Source organism: Paenibacillus sp. sgz302115 (assembly GCF_056120445.1).
On the sequence record NZ_JBVYOK010000004.1, the window covers coordinates 247331 to 266806 of the forward strand.

15 protein-coding genes are annotated in these 19476 nt (G+C 52.1%); 9 read left to right on the plus strand and 6 right to left on the minus strand.

Translation table 11 applies throughout. The features are described 5' to 3' along the window. Positions 1-40 precede the first annotated feature (40 nt). The 3 genes from AC0LWN_RS11525 to AC0LWN_RS11535 are packed head-to-tail and all read right to left on the minus strand — an operon-like array spanning position 41 to position 3253. Complete coding sequence (locus AC0LWN_RS11525; RefSeq protein ID WP_474665318.1) at positions 41-1132, minus strand: hypothetical protein; 1092 nt, start codon at positions 1130-1132, stop codon at positions 41-43. Between the two features lie 58 nt (positions 1133-1190). Beyond that, positions 1191-2591, minus strand: a complete 1401-nt coding sequence (locus tag AC0LWN_RS11530) for a sensor histidine kinase (RefSeq protein ID WP_474665320.1) — start codon at positions 2589-2591, stop codon at positions 1191-1193. After that, on the minus strand, positions 2588-3253 hold the full coding sequence (locus AC0LWN_RS11535; RefSeq protein ID WP_474665322.1) for a response regulator transcription factor: 666 nt from the start codon (positions 3251-3253) through the stop codon (positions 2588-2590). The genes AC0LWN_RS11530 and AC0LWN_RS11535 overlap by 4 nt, the downstream gene beginning before the upstream one ends. A gap of 238 nt (positions 3254-3491) precedes the next feature. Here AC0LWN_RS11535 and prmA point away from each other — a divergent pair, with 238 nt between their 5' ends. From prmA to AC0LWN_RS11575, 8 genes are all read left to right on the plus strand, one after another. Then, a complete protein-coding gene (gene prmA / locus AC0LWN_RS11540; protein WP_474665324.1) occupies positions 3492-4544 on the plus strand; it encodes a 50S ribosomal protein L11 methyltransferase in 1053 nt (350 codons plus the stop codon). A gap of 2 nt (positions 4545-4546) precedes the next feature. Then, positions 4547-5230 carry a site-2 protease family protein gene (locus tag AC0LWN_RS11545; RefSeq protein WP_474665326.1) on the plus strand — a complete coding sequence of 228 codons (684 nt, stop codon included), beginning with the start codon at positions 4547-4549 and terminating at the stop codon, positions 5228-5230. A 146-nt stretch (positions 5231-5376) separates the two neighbouring features. Further along, positions 5377-6141 (plus strand): RsmE family RNA methyltransferase, encoded by a 765-nt coding sequence (locus AC0LWN_RS11550; RefSeq protein WP_474665328.1) that lies wholly within the window; start codon positions 5377-5379, stop codon positions 6139-6141. A 3-nt stretch (positions 6142-6144) separates the two neighbouring features. Then, positions 6145-7488, plus strand: coding sequence for a tRNA (N(6)-L-threonylcarbamoyladenosine(37)-C(2))-methylthiotransferase MtaB (mtaB, locus tag AC0LWN_RS11555; RefSeq protein WP_474665330.1), 1344 nt, complete (start codon positions 6145-6147; stop codon positions 7486-7488). Positions 7489-7869: 381 nt separating this feature from the next. Beyond that, positions 7870-10116 (plus strand): Ig-like domain-containing protein, encoded by a 2247-nt coding sequence (locus AC0LWN_RS11560; RefSeq protein WP_474665332.1) that lies wholly within the window; start codon positions 7870-7872, stop codon positions 10114-10116. Between the two features lie 168 nt (positions 10117-10284). Continuing rightward, positions 10285-10854, plus strand: coding sequence for an ECF-type riboflavin transporter substrate-binding protein (locus AC0LWN_RS11565; RefSeq protein ID WP_474665334.1), 570 nt, complete (start codon positions 10285-10287; stop codon positions 10852-10854). A gap of 86 nt (positions 10855-10940) precedes the next feature. Next, positions 10941-12647 carry an ABC transporter ATP-binding protein gene (locus AC0LWN_RS11570; protein WP_474665336.1) on the plus strand — a complete coding sequence of 569 codons (1707 nt, stop codon included), beginning with the start codon at positions 10941-10943 and terminating at the stop codon, positions 12645-12647. Next, positions 12644-13474, plus strand: a complete 831-nt coding sequence (locus AC0LWN_RS11575) for an energy-coupling factor transporter transmembrane component T family protein (protein WP_474665338.1) — start codon at positions 12644-12646, stop codon at positions 13472-13474. The genes AC0LWN_RS11570 and AC0LWN_RS11575 overlap by 4 nt, the downstream gene beginning before the upstream one ends. A gap of 102 nt (positions 13475-13576) precedes the next feature. On the opposite strand, the gene AC0LWN_RS11580 is transcribed toward AC0LWN_RS11575, so the two are convergent. Beyond that, a complete protein-coding gene (locus AC0LWN_RS11580; RefSeq protein ID WP_474665504.1) occupies positions 13577-14566 on the minus strand; it encodes a Na/Pi cotransporter family protein in 990 nt (329 codons plus the stop codon). Between the two features lie 127 nt (positions 14567-14693). Between AC0LWN_RS11580 and AC0LWN_RS11585 the strand changes: the two genes are divergently transcribed. Beyond that, entirely contained in the window at positions 14694-16079 is a 1386-nt protein-coding gene (locus AC0LWN_RS11585) for a class I SAM-dependent rRNA methyltransferase (RefSeq protein WP_474665340.1), read from the plus strand. A gap of 316 nt (positions 16080-16395) precedes the next feature. On the opposite strand, the gene AC0LWN_RS11590 is transcribed toward AC0LWN_RS11585, so the two are convergent. After that, positions 16396-17742, minus strand: a complete 1347-nt coding sequence (locus tag AC0LWN_RS11590) for a response regulator (RefSeq protein ID WP_474665342.1) — start codon at positions 17740-17742, stop codon at positions 16396-16398. Further along, complete coding sequence (locus tag AC0LWN_RS11595) at positions 17739-19433, minus strand: sensor histidine kinase (RefSeq protein WP_474665344.1); 1695 nt, start codon at positions 19431-19433, stop codon at positions 17739-17741. Before AC0LWN_RS11595 ends, AC0LWN_RS11590 begins: the two co-directional genes overlap by 4 nt. Between the last annotated feature and the right edge of the window lie 43 nt (positions 19434-19476).

Sequence of the window (19476 nt, forward strand, 5' to 3'; positions counted from 1 at the left end):
AGAGCAGTCACAGCAGTGTAACAGCAGTCTACCCAGCGTGTTATTTTGCCGTCCCGGCGGCCTCATACATCAGGCAGCGCAGCGTTTTCTCGGGATAACGCAGCTCGGCGTTGTAGGTGCTCCCGTCTTCCAGCTTGATCAGAATGCTGACAAGCCCGCGTTTCAGATATGAAGAATCGTCGTTGATTTTTGTGCTGACGATTTTGCGCGTTTCGCCCTGCTTTTGTGTAACAATCTGTTTAGCTGCTGCAATCCAGCTTGCATCCTTTTTAACCTTCTCCATTGCTGCTGCACTGATCGCCGTCCGTTTGTAAGACAGGTCTACGACTGTTGTGTCCAGCACCACCCCGGTCTTGGCATCCAGGAGTACATTATAAGACAGGAATTTCTCCCCTTTGGACCGCAGGGTGTCCGATTTATACGGCCGGAAATCAACAAACCATTGGTCCTGTTTGGCTGGGCCTTGCAGCGAATAGTTGGCATGGGTGTCCAGCTTGGAGATATCAATGTTGAACAATTTCTTGATGCTTGCGCTGGCCAGCTTGACGGCTTCGGCCTTCTGGATGTCTTTAGCGCCCGGAACGGGAAGCTGTTCGTTGTTGCGCTGATTCAGCGCATACATCTCACGGTAAGACCAATCAACGAGCTGCAGCAGCTCTTCATCCGTCAATTCCCGGCTAGGCAAGGTGAAAGACCCCTTTTCAAGATCCAGATAGAAATCAGCAACGCCCGCCTTCAGGGGCAGGAGGGCTTTGGGGCGGACGCCTTCATATACATATTGATCGTTCAATGCCAGCCGCCGGTTGACCTCCGTTTCGCTCATCTCCCGGTTGAACTTGATGCCTTCCTCATTGTGGTTGTCGATGTACGTATAAATTTGCTGCATTTCCTGTTTCGTCATCTTTTGCTTCAAGTATTCTTCAACCGTCGAGACCGGGGCGGCGGCCTCCACCTTCAGTACAGGCACCTTGCCGTTCGTCAAAGACACAGTTCCCTGCAATTTCTCCATCTGAACATGCTCCGCAAGGGCTGTTGAATTCACCATTCCGGGCACAATCACTGCACTGAGCGCCAGCAAACCGCCGGATACGGCAACAACCGCTGTCGTTAAGAGGCTTTGCTTGAGTTTCATCCGTAATTACCTCCATATTGTATTAGGCTTGGCCTATGCCTACTTTATTAAAAAGTTGTTATGAACCAGCGACGCAGTTGTTATGAAGTTGTAAAAAGATGCGGAAGCGCGTACCCTCATGTTTTGCCGATTCCAGAGTCAGCCTTGCTCCGTGCGCCTCGGCGATCTGCTGGCACAGGGACAAGCCAAGACCGGCTCCGCCGTGGGCTCTGGATCGTGCGTTGTCAGCCCGGTAAAACGGTTCAAATGCCCGTTTGGCCTGCTGTTCCGTCATCCCGGAGCCGAAATCGCGTACCTCCAGCACCGCTTCCGCATTTTCTTTGTAGGCCAGCAACCGGATTTCGCCGCCTGCGGCAGAGGCGTGAATCGAATTGTCAATGCAGTTGACCAGGAAAGCCGCAAGCAGATCGGCATCCCCCCACACGCTGTCGATAGCCGGATCAAGCACCAGCCGCAGCCCGGCATCCTGCAGATGTTTCATCTCCGTCTGCTGGACGGATCGGAACAATTCCCTGATGTTCACCCGTTCCAGTTCCAGGCGTTTATGACGCATGGCTGAGAGGTCCAGCAGCTTGAACGCCAGCTTTTTCAGCCGCAACGTCTCGCTCCAGATATATCGGCTGGCCGTCATCCGTTCCTCTTCGCCGATATTGGCGGTATTCAAATATTCGGCAAAACCCTGCATACTGGTCAGCGGTGTCCGCAATTCATGGGCCAGATTGTCAACCAGCCGCTGTTTTTCTTCGGCCATTTCAGACAGTTCCGTCACATGCCGCTCCACGGCTTCGGCCATCCGGTTGAAATTCTGCGCCAATTCGCCAAATTCGTCCCTGTTGCTAAGCTGAATGCGTTCCGTATAATTGCCTTCAGCAATCCGTTTGGTAGTTTCCGACAACAGTCTGAGCGGACTTGTCAGCTTGCGGATCAGGATATAGAGCAGGATGGCCAGTATGGGACCGACGGTGAAGTTGATGATGACAAAAAAATGATTCAGCTCATTTTGCCTGGCATACAATTCCCCGATCTCGCGTTCATATACAAAAAGCAGGTGCTCGTAAGGCGCCGATAGTCCGCCAGCGATGCGGATTATATGTACGCCCTGTTCCTCCACCTGACCGGCCTGCACTGCCGGCTTTTGCCGCTGACCTTCACCGGCGGGATAGACCAGCTCGTCCTGGTCCCATAGCTGGAGCGTAATTCCCTGCTGGCGGTAATTCTGGGCATAGGAGCGCATAACCTCGTACAATACCGGGCGATCCACACGGGAGCCGCGGGCCAGGAGCGAATTCAGATTTTCATACACATTGTTGGCGATTAAAGCCTGTTCGCTGGATGCTCTTTGCGTTTCACGTTCCATATTGAGCCGCCAGCTTTTGTTCATCACCATAATAACACTGACATCCAGTGCTGCAATAAAAAGGGCCAGAACCATCAGCAATGTTTTATGCCAAAATTTCATGCCTGACCCTCCGTGTCCAGACGGTAGCCCAGTTTGAAAATGGTTTTGATGCGTTCTTCCCAGCCCAGTTTTTTGCGGAGCTGCCTGATATGGACATCTACGGTACGGGTTTCACCCTCGTAGTCGTATCCCCAGGCCAATTCCAGCAGCTTTTCCCTGGACAAGGCGATATTCCGGTTCTGGATCAGCACCTCCAGAAGTTCAAATTCCCTGGCAGTTATCTCGACCGGCCGGCCGTCTTTATAAACCGTCCGCTCCTGCAGCCGCACCTCCACCTCATTGAGCACAAAGCCGGCATGACCCTTGTCGTTGCGGCGGAGCGCCACATTGACACGGGCAAGCAGCTCCAGAATCTCGAACGGCTTGATGATGTAATCGTCGGCACCGAGCTCGAAGCCGGCAATGCGGTCGGCCAGTGAGTCCTTGGCGGTAATGACAATGACCGGAATATGCAGATTGCGGATGCGCCGCATCACTTCAAACCCGTCCATTTCGGGCAGCATGATGTCCAGCAGCAGCAGATCGACTTTTTCATTTTCCAATATCCGCAGCGCATCAGGGCCGTTAAAAGCTTTGAAAAAATGATGCCCGACCAGCTTCAAATTCATCGTGATCAGATCGCTGATTGATTGTTCGTCTTCAACTACCAATATATTTGCCATTAGTCTCTCCCTGTTTTACCTTTGTTTTGCTGCTTATCGCAGATAAAGCCCAACTTCCATATTATAGTACTCTATCTTTGCCTAACAATCATATAGGGAGCTGGGAAGGCTCTGAAAGCACCGGAATAACGGTCTGCTATCCGCAGTTTGGCGCTGTACAGGGAAGAAATGTTATACTATACAAAGTCACATTTTTGTGAGCTATTAATCGCACTTGAAACGGGAGGATTTATAAACAATGTTATGGCATGAAGTGACTGTACATACAACGGAAGAGGCCCAGGAGATGATCTCCAACTTTTTATATGAAGCGGGCGCCGGCGGGGTCTCGATTGAGGAATCGGGCACGCTGGCCAAACAGCGGGAGACGCGTTACGGCGAATTGTATGATGAGCCGTTGAACGACATTCCCGAAGGCGAGGCGGTGATCAAAGGCTACTATGCCGAAGCTGTGCGGATGGAGGACGTGATGAAGGAACTGGCCCCCCGCATAGAGGAACTGCGCCAATACGGCATTGATCCGGGCAAAGGGCAGCTTTCCTGGAAAACGGTGGACGAGAACGATTGGGCGCATGCGTGGAAGCAATACTTCAAGCCGCTGCGTGTATCGGAACGTCTGACCATTAGACCGACATGGGAGGAGTATACGCCCGCCAGCCCGGATGAAAAGATTATTGAACTCGATCCCGGCATGGCCTTCGGAACAGGTACTCATCCCACTACTGCGCTGTGTCTGCGGGCTCTGGAAAAGCATATCAGCGGCGGGGAAGAGGTTATCGACGTTGGAACAGGCTCCGGCATTCTCGCTGTAGGTGCGGTCCTGCTCGGAGCAAAGTCTGTGCTGGCGCTCGACCTGGACCCGGTGGCGGTGGACAGTGCCCGTGAGAATGTAGCGCTGAACCGGCTGCAGGAAGCCATTACAGTCAAAGAGAGCGATCTGCTGTCGCTGCTCGGCGGTGAAGGCGCCGCAGATACGGCTGCGGGAGAGATGTGGCCTTCGGCCAGACCGAGCCATACCGGGGCTGATGAAGCTGCTGAGCCGGGAAGCGAAGCGGGGCTGGGAGTAACGCTTCCAGTAAAAATTGTGGTAGCGAATATTTTGGCGGAGATTATTGTGCTGTTCACGGATGATGTTTACCGTGCGCTGCAGCCGGGCGGGATCTATATCACCTCCGGCATTTATAAGGATAAGGAAGAGCTGGTGTCGAAGGCGCTGGCGGCTTCCGGTTTTGAAATTATGGAAGTATCCCGCGAAGAAGATTGGGTGGCGTTTACAGCCGGAAAGAGGTAAAGATGGATATCTTGCAAAGTTTTATACGTGTGCCGCTGGAGCAGTTGCCGTTCTTCCTGATCACACTGGTCATCGCTTTTACGGTGCATGAATTCAGCCATGCTTATTTTGCCAACAAGTTCGGTGATCCGACAGCACGGCTGCTCGGCCGCATGACGCTGAATCCGGCGGTTCATTTCGATTTCTTCGGGATTATTCTGCTGCTGATCGCCGGCTTCGGCTGGGCGCGTCCGGTTCCCGTCAACCGTGACAACTTCAGCCGTCCCCGTCTGATGGGCGTGATTGTGTCCGCCGCCGGCCCGATCAGTAATTTGCTGCTGGGTATCCTGGGGGCGTTCATCTATGCCGTGCTGCTAGGAACGGGAACAATTGATATGATTAAGAACGAGCAGCTGCTGCGGGCGATTGTCTGGTTTTTTGGGATTTTTATTCAATTTAATTTCTTTCTCTTTCTGTTCAATCTGATTCCGCTGCCGCCGCTGGATGGTTATCGTATTTTGGAGGATGTCGCACCGCATCCGGTTCGCGGAAGACTGCAGCAGTATGAGCAGTGGCTGTCTTTTCTCTTTCTGCTGATTATCTTTATCCCCGGCCTGCGTACCTATACGATTAGCCCGATTGATCATTGGGCCACCCAGACCGGAAATGATTTCCTTCAATTATTCCTGAAGCTGTTCGGATACTGAGGCTGGGACTGTTCACAACCAGGCAAACGTTGTATGATGTAATGTGGTATTTTTAGAAGGATAGATGCAAGTAGAGCAGCGGCAGGGAACCTGGAGAGCAGGAACGCTGCCGCTTTCATGCTGAATAAGAACAGGATGATGAGAATATGCAGCGTTATTTCGTAACACCGGAGCAGTTCGGGCCGGATACAGTAAGGATTGACGGCGAGGACGCCCGCCATATTGCCAAGGTCATGCGCGGCAAGGCCGGGGACAAGCTGATTGTCAGCGATGGTGTATCCCGTGAGGCGCTGGTGGAGATCGCTTCAATTGAAATTGGAGAAGTAACAGTTAGCATACTGGAAATGCTGGAAATGACCCATGAGCCGCGGATCAAGATCACGGTGGCCCAGAGTCTGCCTAAGGGAGATAAGCTGGAGACGGTGATTCAAAAATGCACCGAAATCGGCGCGGTGGCCTTTGCCCCTTTCCTCTCGGAGCGCACGATTGTGCAGTACGACGAGCGGAAGGAGAGCAAGCGGGTAGAGCGCTGGCGCAAAATCTGCAAAGAGGCCGCTGAGCAGGCACACCGGAACATCGTTCCCGCTGTACATTCGCCGCTTAGCTGGAAGCTGCTGCTGCAGAGCTTCAGCGAATATGACGCTGTATATTTCTGTTATGAAAAGGAAGAAGGACTGCAGCTCCGCAGCGCAGCCGCGCCGTGGCTGTCTGCATTGCCGCCGCAGGCATCCGGCAAGGTAATGATTGTGGTCGGTCCTGAAGGCGGCTTCAGCCCTGAGGAATGCCGCGCAGCCGAAGAGGCCGGGGCGGTCTCCGTCGGGCTTGGACGGCGCATCCTGCGCTGCGAGACGGCAGGCATGGTAGCCGCAGCCTGTATTTTGTACGAATCTGGAGAAATGGGGGGAGCTTGAAGAATGCCATCCGTAGCATTTTATACTTTAGGTTGTAAAGTTAATTTCTATGACACTGAAGCCATCTGGCAGCTTTTCAAAAATGAAGGTTACGAGCAAGTGGATTTCGAGGGACCCGCTGATATCTATTTGATCAACACTTGTACTGTAACGAATACCGGCGACAAAAAAAGCCGCCAAATGATCCGCCGCGCCGTGCGCCGCAATCCCGAGGCTATTGTTGCCGTAACCGGCTGTTATGCGCAGACCTCGCCCGGCGAGATTCTCGATATTCCCGGTGTCGATCTTGTTATCGGCAACCAGGACCGTGAGCACATCATGACCCATGTGAAAAATATTCAGGAATCACGCCAGCCGGTGAATGCCGTGCGCAATATTATGAAGACACGCGAATTCGAGGAGCTGGATGTCCCGGGCTTTGCCGACCGGACGCGGGCTTTTATGAAAATCCAGGATGGCTGCAACAACTTCTGCACCTTCTGCATTATTCCGTGGTCGCGCGGTCTGTCGCGCAGCCGTGATCCGAAGTCGATTGTAGCCCAGGCGCATCAGCTGGTGGAAGCCGGATATAAGGAATTTGTTCTGACTGGCATTCATACCGGAGGCTACGGGGATGATCTGGAGAATTACCGGCTTGCTGATCTGCTGTGGGAGCTGGACAAGGTGGATGGACTGGAGCGGGTCCGCATCAGCTCGATTGAAGCCAGCCAGATTGACGAGAAGCTGCTTGAGGTGCTGAACCGCAGCTCCAAAATGTGCCGTCATCTGCACATTCCGCTGCAGGCCGGACACAACGAAGTTCTTAAGGCGATGCGCCGTAAGTATACGACAGAAGAGTATTACGCAAAAATGCAGCTCATCCGCCAGGCGATGCCGGATGTGGGCATTACCACCGACGTTATTGTCGGCTTCCCGGGTGAAACCGAGGAAATGTTCCGTGCCGGTTATGATTTCATGAAGGCCGTCAACTACTCCGAAATGCATGTGTTCCCGTATTCCAAACGGACAGGCACTCCGGCGGCGCGGATGCTGAATCAGGTTGATGAAGAGATCAAGAACGTCCGTGTTCAGGAGCTGATTGACCTCTCCGAGGACATGCAGCTTGCCTATGCGCGTAAGTTCGTCGGCAAGACGCTGCCCGTCATTGCCGAGCGTTCGGCCAAGGATGCGCCGCAGCGCAGCACACAGCACGGCTTCAGCGACAACTATCTGCAGGTGTTCTTTGACGGCGATGATTCGCTGCAGGGAGAGCTCTGCCAGGTGAAAATCACAGAAGCGGGCGTGAATGAATGCCGGGGCGAGCTGGTCAGTGTGAGCCGGAGCGGGCTTCGGGAAAGTGTCCTATAGCGTATAACATAGCCTTCATTGGCCTAATGAATTTGCAGATTTATATCTACGATAGGTGGAATTAGTACAACTAATCTGCTGAAATCCTTGCCGCAGCGGGGTTTAGTGGGAATTTGTCCACTTATTTCGGAGAAAATTGCGTGTTTATGGCCCGTTTGCTCCGATTAGGTTTACTTTTTCCACTCCGGTATATAGTTTGATCTACGGCCCCACTTTGATGGGGCTGTTTTGGTTGTGGGAGAATATAGTTACAAAGTCCTGAATTGAGCTGGAGCTGAAATTAAACTGAAAATAGGGTAAAGACTCAGGCCGAAATAACCGATATAGTGGAAGAGTGTGGAAAAACAGTATCCATAATTTTACTGCCTAAGGAGAGAAACGATGACCGTGTACAGGAAAATGACGAAAATGCTCCTCATAATGATGTTGCTGACTGTTGTAGCTTTTCCGGTAAACGTCTTTGCAGCTACTGGCGACACTATTTCTATTGAATTCGACAGTTCGGCAAAAGTAGACCTTACCGTTGGGCAGACACCCAAGCAGCTTAAGGTGTATGCCAACCTGGAAGGCACTTCTTCCAAAAGAGATGTAACGGCTGCAGCCTTGTGGATTTCATCCAAAACCGATGTGGTTAAGGTTGTTAACGGGTTGCTGACACCGGTTAACACCGGTACGTCAATGATTACAGCAACTTATAATAATGCAGTTGCATCTATTGAAGTGTCTGTTACATATCCATATAAGGATTTAACTCTGGAGAAAAGCTCCGAGGGCGATTATAAATTAGGTGACAGCGAAGCGTCGCTGCTTGTGAAAGCGAAGGTTACCGGCGGCGAGACGGCTACTTCCGTGAAGGAAGTTACTGCTGATGCTGAATGGAGCAGCTCTAATGCTAACGTGCTCACCATTGCCAGCGGCAAAATTACCCTTGTGGGTGAAGGTACGGCGACGGTTACAGCCAAATATAAAGGCTTGACAGCGACCTTCAAAGCTGTGGTGAAACTGCCTTATTCAGCTATTGTGCTGAAAGATAAGAAGACTAATACGGCTGTTAAGGAGCTTGAAATGCTGGTCGGAGACAGTCCGTTACAATTAACTGCGATGACCAAAGCATCTGAGGACAGTGCCGAGAATGATATTGCCGGCAAGGCAACCTGGACAAGCTCAAATGAGAGTATTGCCAAGGTAAAAGCCGGAGAGATTACGGTGCTGGGCACCGGCAAGGTGACCATTACAGCGAGCTATCTGGGTGTTTCCAAATCAATTGATGTCTACGTGCGTGCGCCTTATGAGGCGCTGCTGCTGAATCCAAGCGGCGATCAATCTCTTTTCCTCGGGGAAAGCCTGAAGGTTAAATCGTCTGTGCGGGATGCTGTGAACTCAACCAAAAATCAATCTGCGGGTACGGTATGGAGCTCCGACAACCAGCTTACAGCAACGGTTACGGCTGACACGGTAGCTTCAGAAGATGCCGCGGCTACTGTAACTGCCAAAGCGGTAGGTACTGCGGTGATCAAAGGAGATTACCTGGGAGTCAATAAGACGTTTAAGCTGACAGTGTATCCTAACCTTACAGACCTGACTATTGAAAAGAAAGAACAGGAGCTGTACACAGCGGACACTGCAAGCCTGCCGAAGGTAAGCGGAACAAAATATGACGGAACCAAGCTGGACATCAGCGATGAAATCGCCTGGACATCCGCAAACGAAGAAATTGCTTCGATTAAGGATGGCAAGCTTGTCGGCGGCAAAGCAGGCACAGTAACCCTTACCGGCAAAATAAAAGAAAGCCCTGTTGCATCACCTGCCTCAGCCATCCGCAGCAAAACTGTTGAGCTGAAAGTAACGGTTCTGAATAAAGTGCTTGTTCTGATCGGGCCGGAAAATCCATTTGGTCTCGTTATTGGTGAAGATAAGGCATTGCCTGCTGTGCAGGCGGTGCTGGAGAACGGCGATGAGCTGGATGTTTCTTCGTTGATTAAATGGGAGGTTACCGGCAGCAACGCGGTGATCAAGCAAACGGCGAGCGGCAAGACAATCAAAGGCTTGGTGAAGGGCTCCGCTACACTGAAGGGAACCTACTCCAACAAAACGATCAGTATTCCGGTTACTATTGAGCAGAAGATTACGAAGCTGCTGGTGGAACCAAGTACACTTGAGATGAATCTTAGAGGCTCCAAGACCATTAAGGTTACCGGAGTTTTCACTAATGGCAAAACGGCGGTGTTTTCCGGGGCAATGAACTGGGAATCATCCAATCCGGCTGTTGCTACTGTTACTGGCGCTACTGTAAGAGCTGTTGCCGAAGGCACAACAACGCTGACCGGATCCTATCAAGGAATCTCCGCAACCGTCAAAATTACTGTAGTTCCCAAGCTGACCAAGCTGACCGTCAGTGAAAACAGGCTGCAACTGGCACCGGGAGCCTCCCAGGGCATAGTGGTAACGGCGCAGTATGATACCGGTAAAACGGAGATTGTAACAGGAGCCGTAGCATGGACAAGCACTAAGCCTTCCGTGGCCAGAATCAATACCTCCGGGACGATTACGGCAGTCAGCAAAGGCACTACCTCATTCAAAGGCAAGTTCAACAACAAAACAGTGTCGGTTTCAGTTACGGTTAAATAACCTAAGTTACAGCGTGAATCCGCAATAAAACATCAGGACCTGCAAAGCCTCTTCACGGCGGTTTGCAGGTCTTTTTGTGCTCAGAAAAAATTCTCCTCCCCTATAGTAATCCCTACTAAACCAATGTATAATATCTGAAAAAGTACATAACAAATCTAATTAGGGGAGATGAAGCAGGTGGCCAAGCAAAAGGTATTATCCATCAAAACGATTGTAGCAATTGGCATCGGTTCGGCGTTATTTGTAATCTTAGGGCGGTTCGGCTCCATTCCTTCCGGCATTCCCAATACCAGCATTGAGACTACATATGCATTGCTTGCGCTGTTCGCTCTTTTGTACGGACCGGTTGCAGGACTGCTGATCGGCCTGATCGGGCATACGCTGAAGGATGCGATTTTCTACGGATCACCTTGGTTTAGCTGGGTTATTTCCTCCGGGCTGGTCGGGTTGGTCATCGGGCTGCTTGTGACGAGAATAGCAGTTCATGACGGGGAATTCGGCAGAAAAGAAATCATTAACTTCAATCTGGCCCAGATTGCGGCCAACGCCATCGCCTGGTTCGTAGCAGCCCCGCTGCTCGACATTCTCATTTATGCAGAGCCGGCTAATAAAGTATTTACGCAGGGACTGATCGCCGGAGCGTCCAACATCGTCACGGTGGCAGTCATCGGTACGCTGCTTGCGGCGGCATACGCCAAGACGCGGACAAAGCAGGGTAGCCTCAGAAAGCTTGGATGAATTATAATAATTATCGAAGGCCGGTGCCCGTCACCGGCTTTTCTGTTTTTTACAATACTGCACGCAGGCAAAGAGGAAGGTCATTCATGAGTAAAACGGTACTCGAATTCAAGGATTTCACGTTTAAATATCGTGCCCAGCAGGAGCCGACCTTGCGCGGAATTAACCTTCGGATTCACGAAGGGGAGAAGGTGCTGATTGTCGGACCTTCCGGCTCAGGCAAAAGCACGCTGGCTCACTGCATTAATGGCCTGATCCCTTTTGCTTATGCAGGGGAAATGAGCGGAGCCTTGAAGCTCATGGGGCAGGACACCAAGGAACTGGGGATCACCCAGCTTTCGAAAGCCGTTGGAACGGTGCTGCAGGACCCGGATGGGCAGTTTGTCGGTCTCACGGTTGGAGAAGATATTGCCTTCAGTCTGGAGAATGCGGCAACTCCGCAAGCTGAGATGAAGGATAAGGTGGCGGCTGCAGCCAGAGCTGCCGATATCCAGGAGCTGTTGTCAGCATCCCCGCAGGAGTTATCCGGCGGACAAAAGCAGAAAACGATGCTGGCCGGAGTGCTTGTCGGCAATGTGGATATTCTGCTGTTCGATGAGCCACTCGCCAGCCTTGACCCGTTCACCGGCACCAAAGCCATTGAACTGATTGACCGGGTTCAGCGGGAGACCGGCAAGACGGTCATTATCATCGAGCATCGCCTCGAAGAAGTGCTGCACCGTACGGTTGACCGGATCATCGTCATGAACGACGGAGCGATAGCTGCGGATATGCCGGCTGCTGAGCTGCTCTGCTCCGGCCTGCTCCCGGAAACGGGCATTCGCGAGCCTCTCTACATAACTGCCATGAAATATGCCGGCTGCAGGATTACGCCGCAAATACAACCGCAGCATTTGCACGGGCTTGACCTGGAAGAAAGTGTGGACAAGCTCAGACAGTGGTATGACAGCAGCAATAGTACACTGGAAGTCCGGGAGAATCCCCCGCTGCTTGAACTGAAGGACGTTTCCTTCGGCTATGACAAAAACACTCCGGTTCTGCAGCAGCTTTCATTCAGCGCCCGCCGTGGCGAGATGCTCTGCATCGCCGGAAGGAACGGCGCAGGCAAGTCCACTGTATCGAAGCTGATTTGCGGCTTTTACCGGCCTTCTTCCGGGTCGATCCTGCTGAACGGACGTGAGATTGGCCGGGATACGATTAAAGAGCGGGCTGAGCATATTGGCTTTGTGATGCAGAATCCGAATCATATGATCTCCAGAACGCTGATCTATGACGAGGTGGCCCTGGGGCTTCAACTGCGGGGCGTGGATGAAGAATTGATCAGGGAGCGGGTTCATGAAACTCTGAGAATATGCGGCCTGCATGCCTTCCGGGAATGGCCGGTTTCGGCGCTCAGCTATGGGCAGAAGAAACGTGTTACGATTGCTTCGATTCTTGTGCTGGAGCCGGAGGTGATCATCCTGGATGAGCCGACGGCTGGACAGGACTTCAGGCATTACAACGAAATGATGGAGTTTCTGCTTGCGCTTAGCGGCCGGGGGATTACGGTAATTATGATTACGCACGATATGCACCTGATGCTGGAGTACGCCCAGCGGACGATTGTGCTGGCGGAGGGCGTGAAGCTGGCGGACGACCGCCCGGAACGGATTTTATCGGACAAGAGTATTGTAAGCAGCGCCCACCTGAAGATGACCTCGCTGTTTGCTCTGGCAGAGAAGGCCGGAATGGAGCAGCCTGAGGAATTCGTCCGCCGTTATATCGCTCATGACAGGAAGGTGCGGCGCGGATGAAAGCCAAGATGCTGACGTTTACCAAACAGGATTCACCTGTTCACCAGCTTACTGGGGCGACCAAGCTGATTGTGTTTACGGTCTGGTCGGTATCAGCGATGGTCACCTATGATACCAGATGTCTGCTTGTAATGCTGCTGATCAGTCTGGCAATCTTTAGAATCTCCCGGGTCCGGTTCCAGGATTATGCTTTTGTGCTCTATTTTATATTGTTCTTTTTTCTGCTGAATCATCTTGCGATCTTTATGTTTTCTCCTTTGGAGGGTACACGGATCTACGGCACCAGGCATGATCTCCTTCATTTAGGCGGACGATATACCTTGACGGCGGAGCAGCTCTTCTATCAGTTCAATATCGCTCTGAAGTATGCTGTAGTAATTCCAATGGCGCTTCTGTTCCTGCTGACGACAGATCCCAGTGAATTTGCGGCATCGCTGAACCGGGTCGGGGTGAATTATAAAATTGCTTATTCCGTCTCGCTGGCGCTGCGGTATATCCCGGATATTCAGCGTGACTATGAGAATATCTCATTCTCGGCCCAGGCACGGGGAATCGACATCTCCCGCAAGGAAAAATTGCCGAGGCGGCTGAAAAACATCGTTTCGATTCTGATGCCCCTGATCCTGAGCAGCATTGAGCGGATTGAGAAGATCAGCACCGCGATGGAGCTGCGCGGCTTTGGGAGCAACCGCAAGCGTACCTGGTACAGTGCCCGTCCGTTCACCAGAAATGATTATGTGGTGGTTGTGCTGATTCTGGGAATGGCGGTGGCGGTCGCGGTGATCACCTTTTATGATGGCTCGCGGTTTTATAATATTTTTAAGTAGCCGGGTACTTGAAGTATAATGGTACAGCGATAATGTGGCCCGGGGAACAGAGTGCTATTGAAGCTCCGGGTCTTCCCTGAAGGCACGGCAGGATTTGCATGTCTATGTTTGGAGCCGTTTTTCCAGCCGGGTCCATACGGGCAGATAACACAGCGGCAGAACGCCAAGGGAGCAGACGACATTGAAGATCGTCTGGGCATGGGCGAGCTGTGCGGCGGGGCCGCCGCCGATCCAGGCCGCGACGGATTGCAGCGGCTGGATCAAGGGCAGGAACAGCAGTGCGCCGCCTACATTAAGCGCCACATGCGACCAGGCGACGAACACGCCGGAAGGCGAGCCGCCGATGGAGGCAATGACGGCGGTGACGCATGTGCCGACGTTCGCGCCAAGCACGATGGCGATGCCAAGCTCCGGCGGCATCACCCCGGAGGCGGTCAGACCCATCGCTATGGCGATGACCGCCGCGCTGCTGTGCAGCATTGCGGTCAGGCAGGCTCCTGCCGCCAGGCCCCACAGCGCACTGGTTGCGGCATGGTCCAGGAACCAGCGGAACAGCCCGCTCGCCTGCAGAGCAGGGCCAATCGACTGCATGACCGCGATGCCCCAGAGGACCATCGCGAAGCCGGCCACCGCCAGGCTGATGAACTGCAGCGGTGTGGAGATTCTGCGGCAGGCCTCCGCCGCACGCCGGGCACTGGCTGGCAGCTCGCCGAGCATGACGGCAGCAGCCCAAAGGCATAGCGAGCCCGCCAGCAGCGGTGTGGCCATAGAGCTGATCCGCAGTCCGATCAGTTCCGTGGTGAGGCATGTGCCGATGTTGCTGCCGAGAATAATGCCCAGCGTGCGGGCATAGGAGAGCAGCCCGGCATTGACCATGCCAATGGTCAGCACGGTTACGGCCGTGCTGCTCTGCAGCAGCGCGGACAGCAGGCTGCTGGCGATCAGCCCCTTCAGCGGGGTGGCTGTTGCCGAATGCAGCCCCTTGGCCAGCAGCGGACCGGCCAGCCGCGCGAGCGCGGCTTCCATGAGCTTCATACCGGCAAGGAAGATTACAAGACCATATATGACAGGGAACAGCACATCACGGATCATAGGGGGCAGGCTCCTTTGGCGCGGGGTTGTACACCAATATATGAATGGAATCATTGGGACATGTATGTAATCGCAGCATTTCACAGCAAATTAGAGAAATTCACAGATCATAAGGGAGTTGAAGTCATTGGCATCGGTTACTTTGGAGAAGAACCGCAAAAAAAGACTGGAGCAGGGCCATCCCTGGGTATATGCAGGGGAGGTAGCTTCGGTAGAGGGGGAGCCGCAGGCCGGAGGGCTTGTGGATGTCTTGAATCATCAGGGGCGTTTCCTGGCGGTAGGCTATTACAATCCGGCATCGCAAATCCGGGTCCGCATTGTGTCGCAGGGACCGCTTGCGGCTATGGATACGGCATTTTTTGTGGAGCGTTTCACACAGTGCCTGCGGCATAGAGAACGCTTCCTGCCGGGGGCAGATGCGTACCGGCTCGTTTACGGGGAAGCGGATTTCCTGCCTGGGCTGATTGTGGACCGCTTCGGCGAGGTGCTGGTTGTTCAGTTGCTTACGCTTGGCATGGACAAGCGCCGTGCTGAGATTGTAGAGGCTCTGGTTCAGGTGATGGCGCCACGCGGCATTTATGAGCGCAGCGATGTCAGTGTCCGCGAGCTGGAAGGCCTGGAGCAGACAACAGGCGTATTGTATGGAGAATGCCCGCGCCATGTGACGGTAAGCGAGAACGGACTGAAGCTGACCGTCGATATTGAAGAGGGCCAGAAGACGGGCTACTTCTTCGACCAGCGCGAGAATAGAGCCTCCATCGCTCCGCTGATGCTGGGCTGGGGCGGACGCAGCGGCATTGTGCTGCAGGAGATGGAGGGCGAAGACGGCCAGAAGATGGCCTTGCCGGTGAACAAAAGCGGCAAGGTGGTTACATTCCCGTATTGGGATGGGGCGACGGTGCTGGAATGTTTTGCCCATACGGGGAGCTTCACGCTGCATGCCTGCAAATATGGCGCCAAGAAGGTGACTTGTCTTGACGTCTCCGCTCATGCTATTGAGAGCGCCAAGACCAACGTGGAGCTGAACGGCTTCAGCGACCGGGTCGAATTTGTGGTGGACGATGCGTTTCAATATTTGCGCAATCAGGTGAAGGGCTTGGAGGAGCGGGCCGAGCGGGCAGCCGCCGGCAGTTCTGAGGGAGCCAAGAAGACTGATACGGCGAAGCCGATGACCGCAGGGGGAGGACGGACCTGGGATGTCGTTATCCTGGACCCGCCTGCTTTTGCCAAGACGAAGGGTGCGGTGGCCGGAGCCGTTCGCGGGTACAAGGACATCAATCTGCACGGGATGAAGCTGGTGAACGAAGGCGGTTATCTGGTTACTGCAAGCTGTTCTTACCATATGCAGCCGGACTTGTTCCTGGAGACGATTGCCGATGCGGCCAAAGACGCCGGCAAGGTGCTGCGCCTCATCGAATGGCGGGCCGCCGGCAAGGACCACCCGCAGATTCTCGGCGTGAACGAAGGACACTACTTGAAATTTGCTATTTTTGAAGTGCGCAGTAAGAAATAGCCCGCAGCTTAGCTGCTGAACAAAAAAGAGTCTCTATAACAGAGGCTCTTTTCTATATGAACTAAAGAAAACATAAAAAGGGCAGAAGTGACGGAGGGGAAGTTTGGAACTGGAGGAGCGGTAGCGACCGCCTGAGAGCTTTCCGTAGGAAAGCTGGCATCGTAAGCATAGGCTGTCTGCGGATTTCCACCGCGAACAGCGGTACAAATTGAAGAAATCTGCAGACAACAGCGGCCGGAAGTCCAAACATTCCCCGCAGTTACGACCAGACCCCATATGAAAATCTATAGTTCAACTAATGTAGTTGCCCAAAGCCTTACTTAATATACTGCCTGCGGTACTGATAAGGAGTCACGCCATATTGATCCTTGAACAGCTTGATGAAATACTGGTTTTTCTTGTAGCCGACCATATGGGAAATATCGACTACGTGCAGGCTGGAATCTATTAATAGCTGCGAGGCCTTCTCCAGTCTTTTCATGGAAATGTAGGCGGACAGGTTTTCACCGGTTTCCTGTTTGTACAATTTGGACAGATATACAGGATGGAGGTGTACGATTTTGCCCAAATCCTCCAGGCTCAGGCATTCGCTGATGTGATCGGTAATATAGGTCTGAATCGTATGTACAATCTGATTATTAGCGCAATCGGTGCTTTTGTTCCATTCACTGATGCTCTGCATTATGGACTTAAGAGCCGTATCCGGCTCCGACAGTTGATGGAATAGTAAGGCCGCAACCTGGGCAGGCTGCAAGGAGTCGGATGCATAATATACAGAATGAACGAATTCCAGAAGATAGAGCAGCTTTTGTTTTCTGGTGGTCAATTGGGCGAATTTCTTCAGCATATTTTTCCGCACAAGCTCCCACTGCGCAGCATCAAATTTGACGGGTAAATTCCAATCCTTCAATCGGGCAAAGTCACTGGCAGCCATATCCTCATGATGGAAAAAGCTATAAAAATGATGGCGTACCGTATTTCTTTTGGACAGCTCAAAGCTTTGGGAAAATTGAATATGCTCCACCTTGTCTTGCAGACTGTTCATTCTGCTGGTTAAGACAAGCCCTGCCAATCCAGACGGCGTCCGCCAAATAAAAGCCTCCAGACCATCAGAGTTGTCTCTAAGCGTGATTTCAGCCTGCCCCCCGGCACCTGGAACTTGAAAAAAACAGAAGGCTCGATTGTTCAAGGAATAATTATCGCTGCTGTAAGGATTGGCCGGCTGCTGCTGCTCGCTGATGGCGGACAGCAAATAACCCATTCCATCAAGCTCCTCCTTGTCCGGGGGAGTCTCACCGATGTGCTTAACAACACTCTGCATGGCCTTCTCCATATCCTCTTTATCCACCGGCTTCAGCAAATAATCGAGCGCCCCCAGACGGATGGCGCTTTGGGCATAATCAAACTGGGAATAACCGGACAGGATGATCACCTTTGTTCTGAGCATATGCTTATTCACATGTTCCAGAAGATCAAGGCCGGAGACCTCGGGCATACGAATATCCGTAATCAGAATATCTGTCTGGCCCTGATCCAGAATCTCCTTAGCTTCAATGGAGTTGGTGGTGGTCTCGATGTGGTCAACCCCGTATTTGGTCCAATCCAGCAGATGCTTTAAATATTCCACGATATAAAATCCGTCATCAACGATTAACAGTCTCATGCTGCCCCGCCCCCATCAAGTGAAAAGTCAATGTAAATCAGTACCGACAAGCCTCCCCAGTCATTATTGAAAAATCTTAGCCCGCTTAGCGGACCATACGCATTGATTAACCGCTGATTGATATTCCAGAGGCCAATTCCCCGGGTTCCTTCAGGCGGCGTTTCCTGCTTGACTGCGTCATCAAGCTGCTGCATGCCTTCAGGCGTCAGCCCTTTGCCGTCATCGGCAATAATAATGAGCGCCCCGTCATCGAGAGCTTTGATATCTATGGAAATGCGGCAGGCGCCCTGGCGCTCTTCAATCCCATGCTGAATCGCATTTTCAACAATAGGCTGAATAATAAGCGGCATAATGCGGTGCTCCCCCAGCTCGGGCGGCAAATTAATTTCATATTGGATTTTTTTGCTAAGCGACATGATGGACAGATAATGCCCGGCAAGCTGCAATTCAGACCTGAGTGTGGCATCATGCGCATCCAGTTTGGTCAAATAGCGGTAGTACTCGGCGAGATGCTTGCTCATTTGCATGACAGCTTCCGGTGAGGACTTAGCCATCGACATAATAAAGAACAGACTGTTATACAGAAAATGCGGATTGATTTGCGCCTGAAGCTGCTTGATTTCCGCGTTCTTTCTTAGCTCTGTTTCAATTTTCAGGGATGCGAACAGGGTCTGGATTTTGCTGACCATGTGGTTGAAGCTTTTAAAGAGATTATGGAACTCATTGACCGGGTTAGCGCTGATTCGGGTGCTGTAGTTCCCAGCCTCCACTTGATTGAACTTCTTATCCAGCAAATACACATTCCTGAAAAAATTCCGGTAGAACATGAGAATGACGATAAGGCCGATGATCAGAATGACCAGAATGCTCACGAAGAAAACCTGCTGCTGCAGGTAGAGCGGATTCATTAATTCACTCACCCGTGTGTAGGTAACGAGATAGGTGTCGATAGGCTCGATGTACTTGGACAAGACATAATAATCTTCATGGTTGATATGATAATCAAATTTTAAAATATTCTGCGGATCAGGTGTTATCGTTCCCTTAGCCTTCTGTTCGATTGTGCGGTCCACCGCTTTGTCGCTGAGCAGGATGCTTTTGTTTACGAGAAAAAAGGCATTGGAGCTTTCGCCGTTCACCGCCTTGTTCAGCAGACTGGTGAGATAATCCGTATTCAGCTTAACGCCTACAACATATTGAATATTGGCCGGATTCTTGGGCTGATGGATATACGGATAGACAGAGAAATAATACAGGCTGTTATTGACTGTTTGCCACCCCCGGCGCTTTACCTTCTCAAAAGGCAGCTTATCCAGCGGATTATGTCCAGTGGAGATAAAAGTACCCTCGGCCCGCCAATAGATCCCGATGGATTCAATGGCTTGACTGGAGAGAAGGGGCTCAGAGATCCGGTCAAAAATATCATTTTTTTTCATCTGGGCATCATAGTTGCTTAAATCCTGTATCCGGCTCTGATAGAAACGCACGGAGTTGTCAGCTGTGAACTGAATGCCGTACAGACTGGCTTCCGATACTACACCATCAACAATGCTCTCTGTATAAGCAAGCTGGTTTTTGGAGGCATTGATCAAGCTCTCTTGAATGGTTTTTGTGCCCAAGGAGTTCAGAATAAAGAACAAGCCCAAGGTAAGCAGAAGGAAAAAAACGAAGAAGTATATAAAGCGCTTCATATTTACTTTTCTGATGATGAACACTTCCCCAGTAAGGTATATG

Coding starts and splice junctions, on each gene's coding strand:
- AC0LWN_RS11525 (WP_474665318.1), bottom strand. CDS start 1,132: ATGAAACTCAAGCAAAGCCTCTTAACGACAGCGGTTGTTGCCGTATCC.
- AC0LWN_RS11530 (WP_474665320.1), bottom strand. CDS start 2,591: ATGAAATTTTGGCATAAAACATTGCTGATGGTTCTGGCCCTTTTTATT.
- AC0LWN_RS11535 (WP_474665322.1), bottom strand. CDS start 3,253: ATGGCAAATATATTGGTAGTTGAAGACGAACAATCAATCAGCGATCTG.
- prmA (WP_474665324.1), top strand. CDS start 3,492: ATGTTATGGCATGAAGTGACTGTACATACAACGGAAGAGGCCCAGGAG.
- AC0LWN_RS11545 (WP_474665326.1), top strand. CDS start 4,547: ATGGATATCTTGCAAAGTTTTATACGTGTGCCGCTGGAGCAGTTGCCG.
- AC0LWN_RS11550 (WP_474665328.1), top strand. CDS start 5,377: ATGCAGCGTTATTTCGTAACACCGGAGCAGTTCGGGCCGGATACAGTA.
- mtaB (WP_474665330.1), top strand. CDS start 6,145: ATGCCATCCGTAGCATTTTATACTTTAGGTTGTAAAGTTAATTTCTAT.
- AC0LWN_RS11560 (WP_474665332.1), top strand. CDS start 7,870: ATGACCGTGTACAGGAAAATGACGAAAATGCTCCTCATAATGATGTTG.
- AC0LWN_RS11565 (WP_474665334.1), top strand. CDS start 10,285: ATGAAGCAGGTGGCCAAGCAAAAGGTATTATCCATCAAAACGATTGTA.
- AC0LWN_RS11570 (WP_474665336.1), top strand. CDS start 10,941: ATGAGTAAAACGGTACTCGAATTCAAGGATTTCACGTTTAAATATCGT.
- AC0LWN_RS11575 (WP_474665338.1), top strand. CDS start 12,644: ATGAAAGCCAAGATGCTGACGTTTACCAAACAGGATTCACCTGTTCAC.
- AC0LWN_RS11580 (WP_474665504.1), bottom strand. CDS start 14,566: ATGATCCGTGATGTGCTGTTCCCTGTCATATATGGTCTTGTAATCTTC.
- AC0LWN_RS11590 (WP_474665342.1), bottom strand. CDS start 17,742: ATGAGACTGTTAATCGTTGATGACGGATTTTATATCGTGGAATATTTA.
- AC0LWN_RS11595 (WP_474665344.1), bottom strand. CDS start 19,433: ATGAAGCGCTTTATATACTTCTTCGTTTTTTTCCTTCTGCTTACCTTG.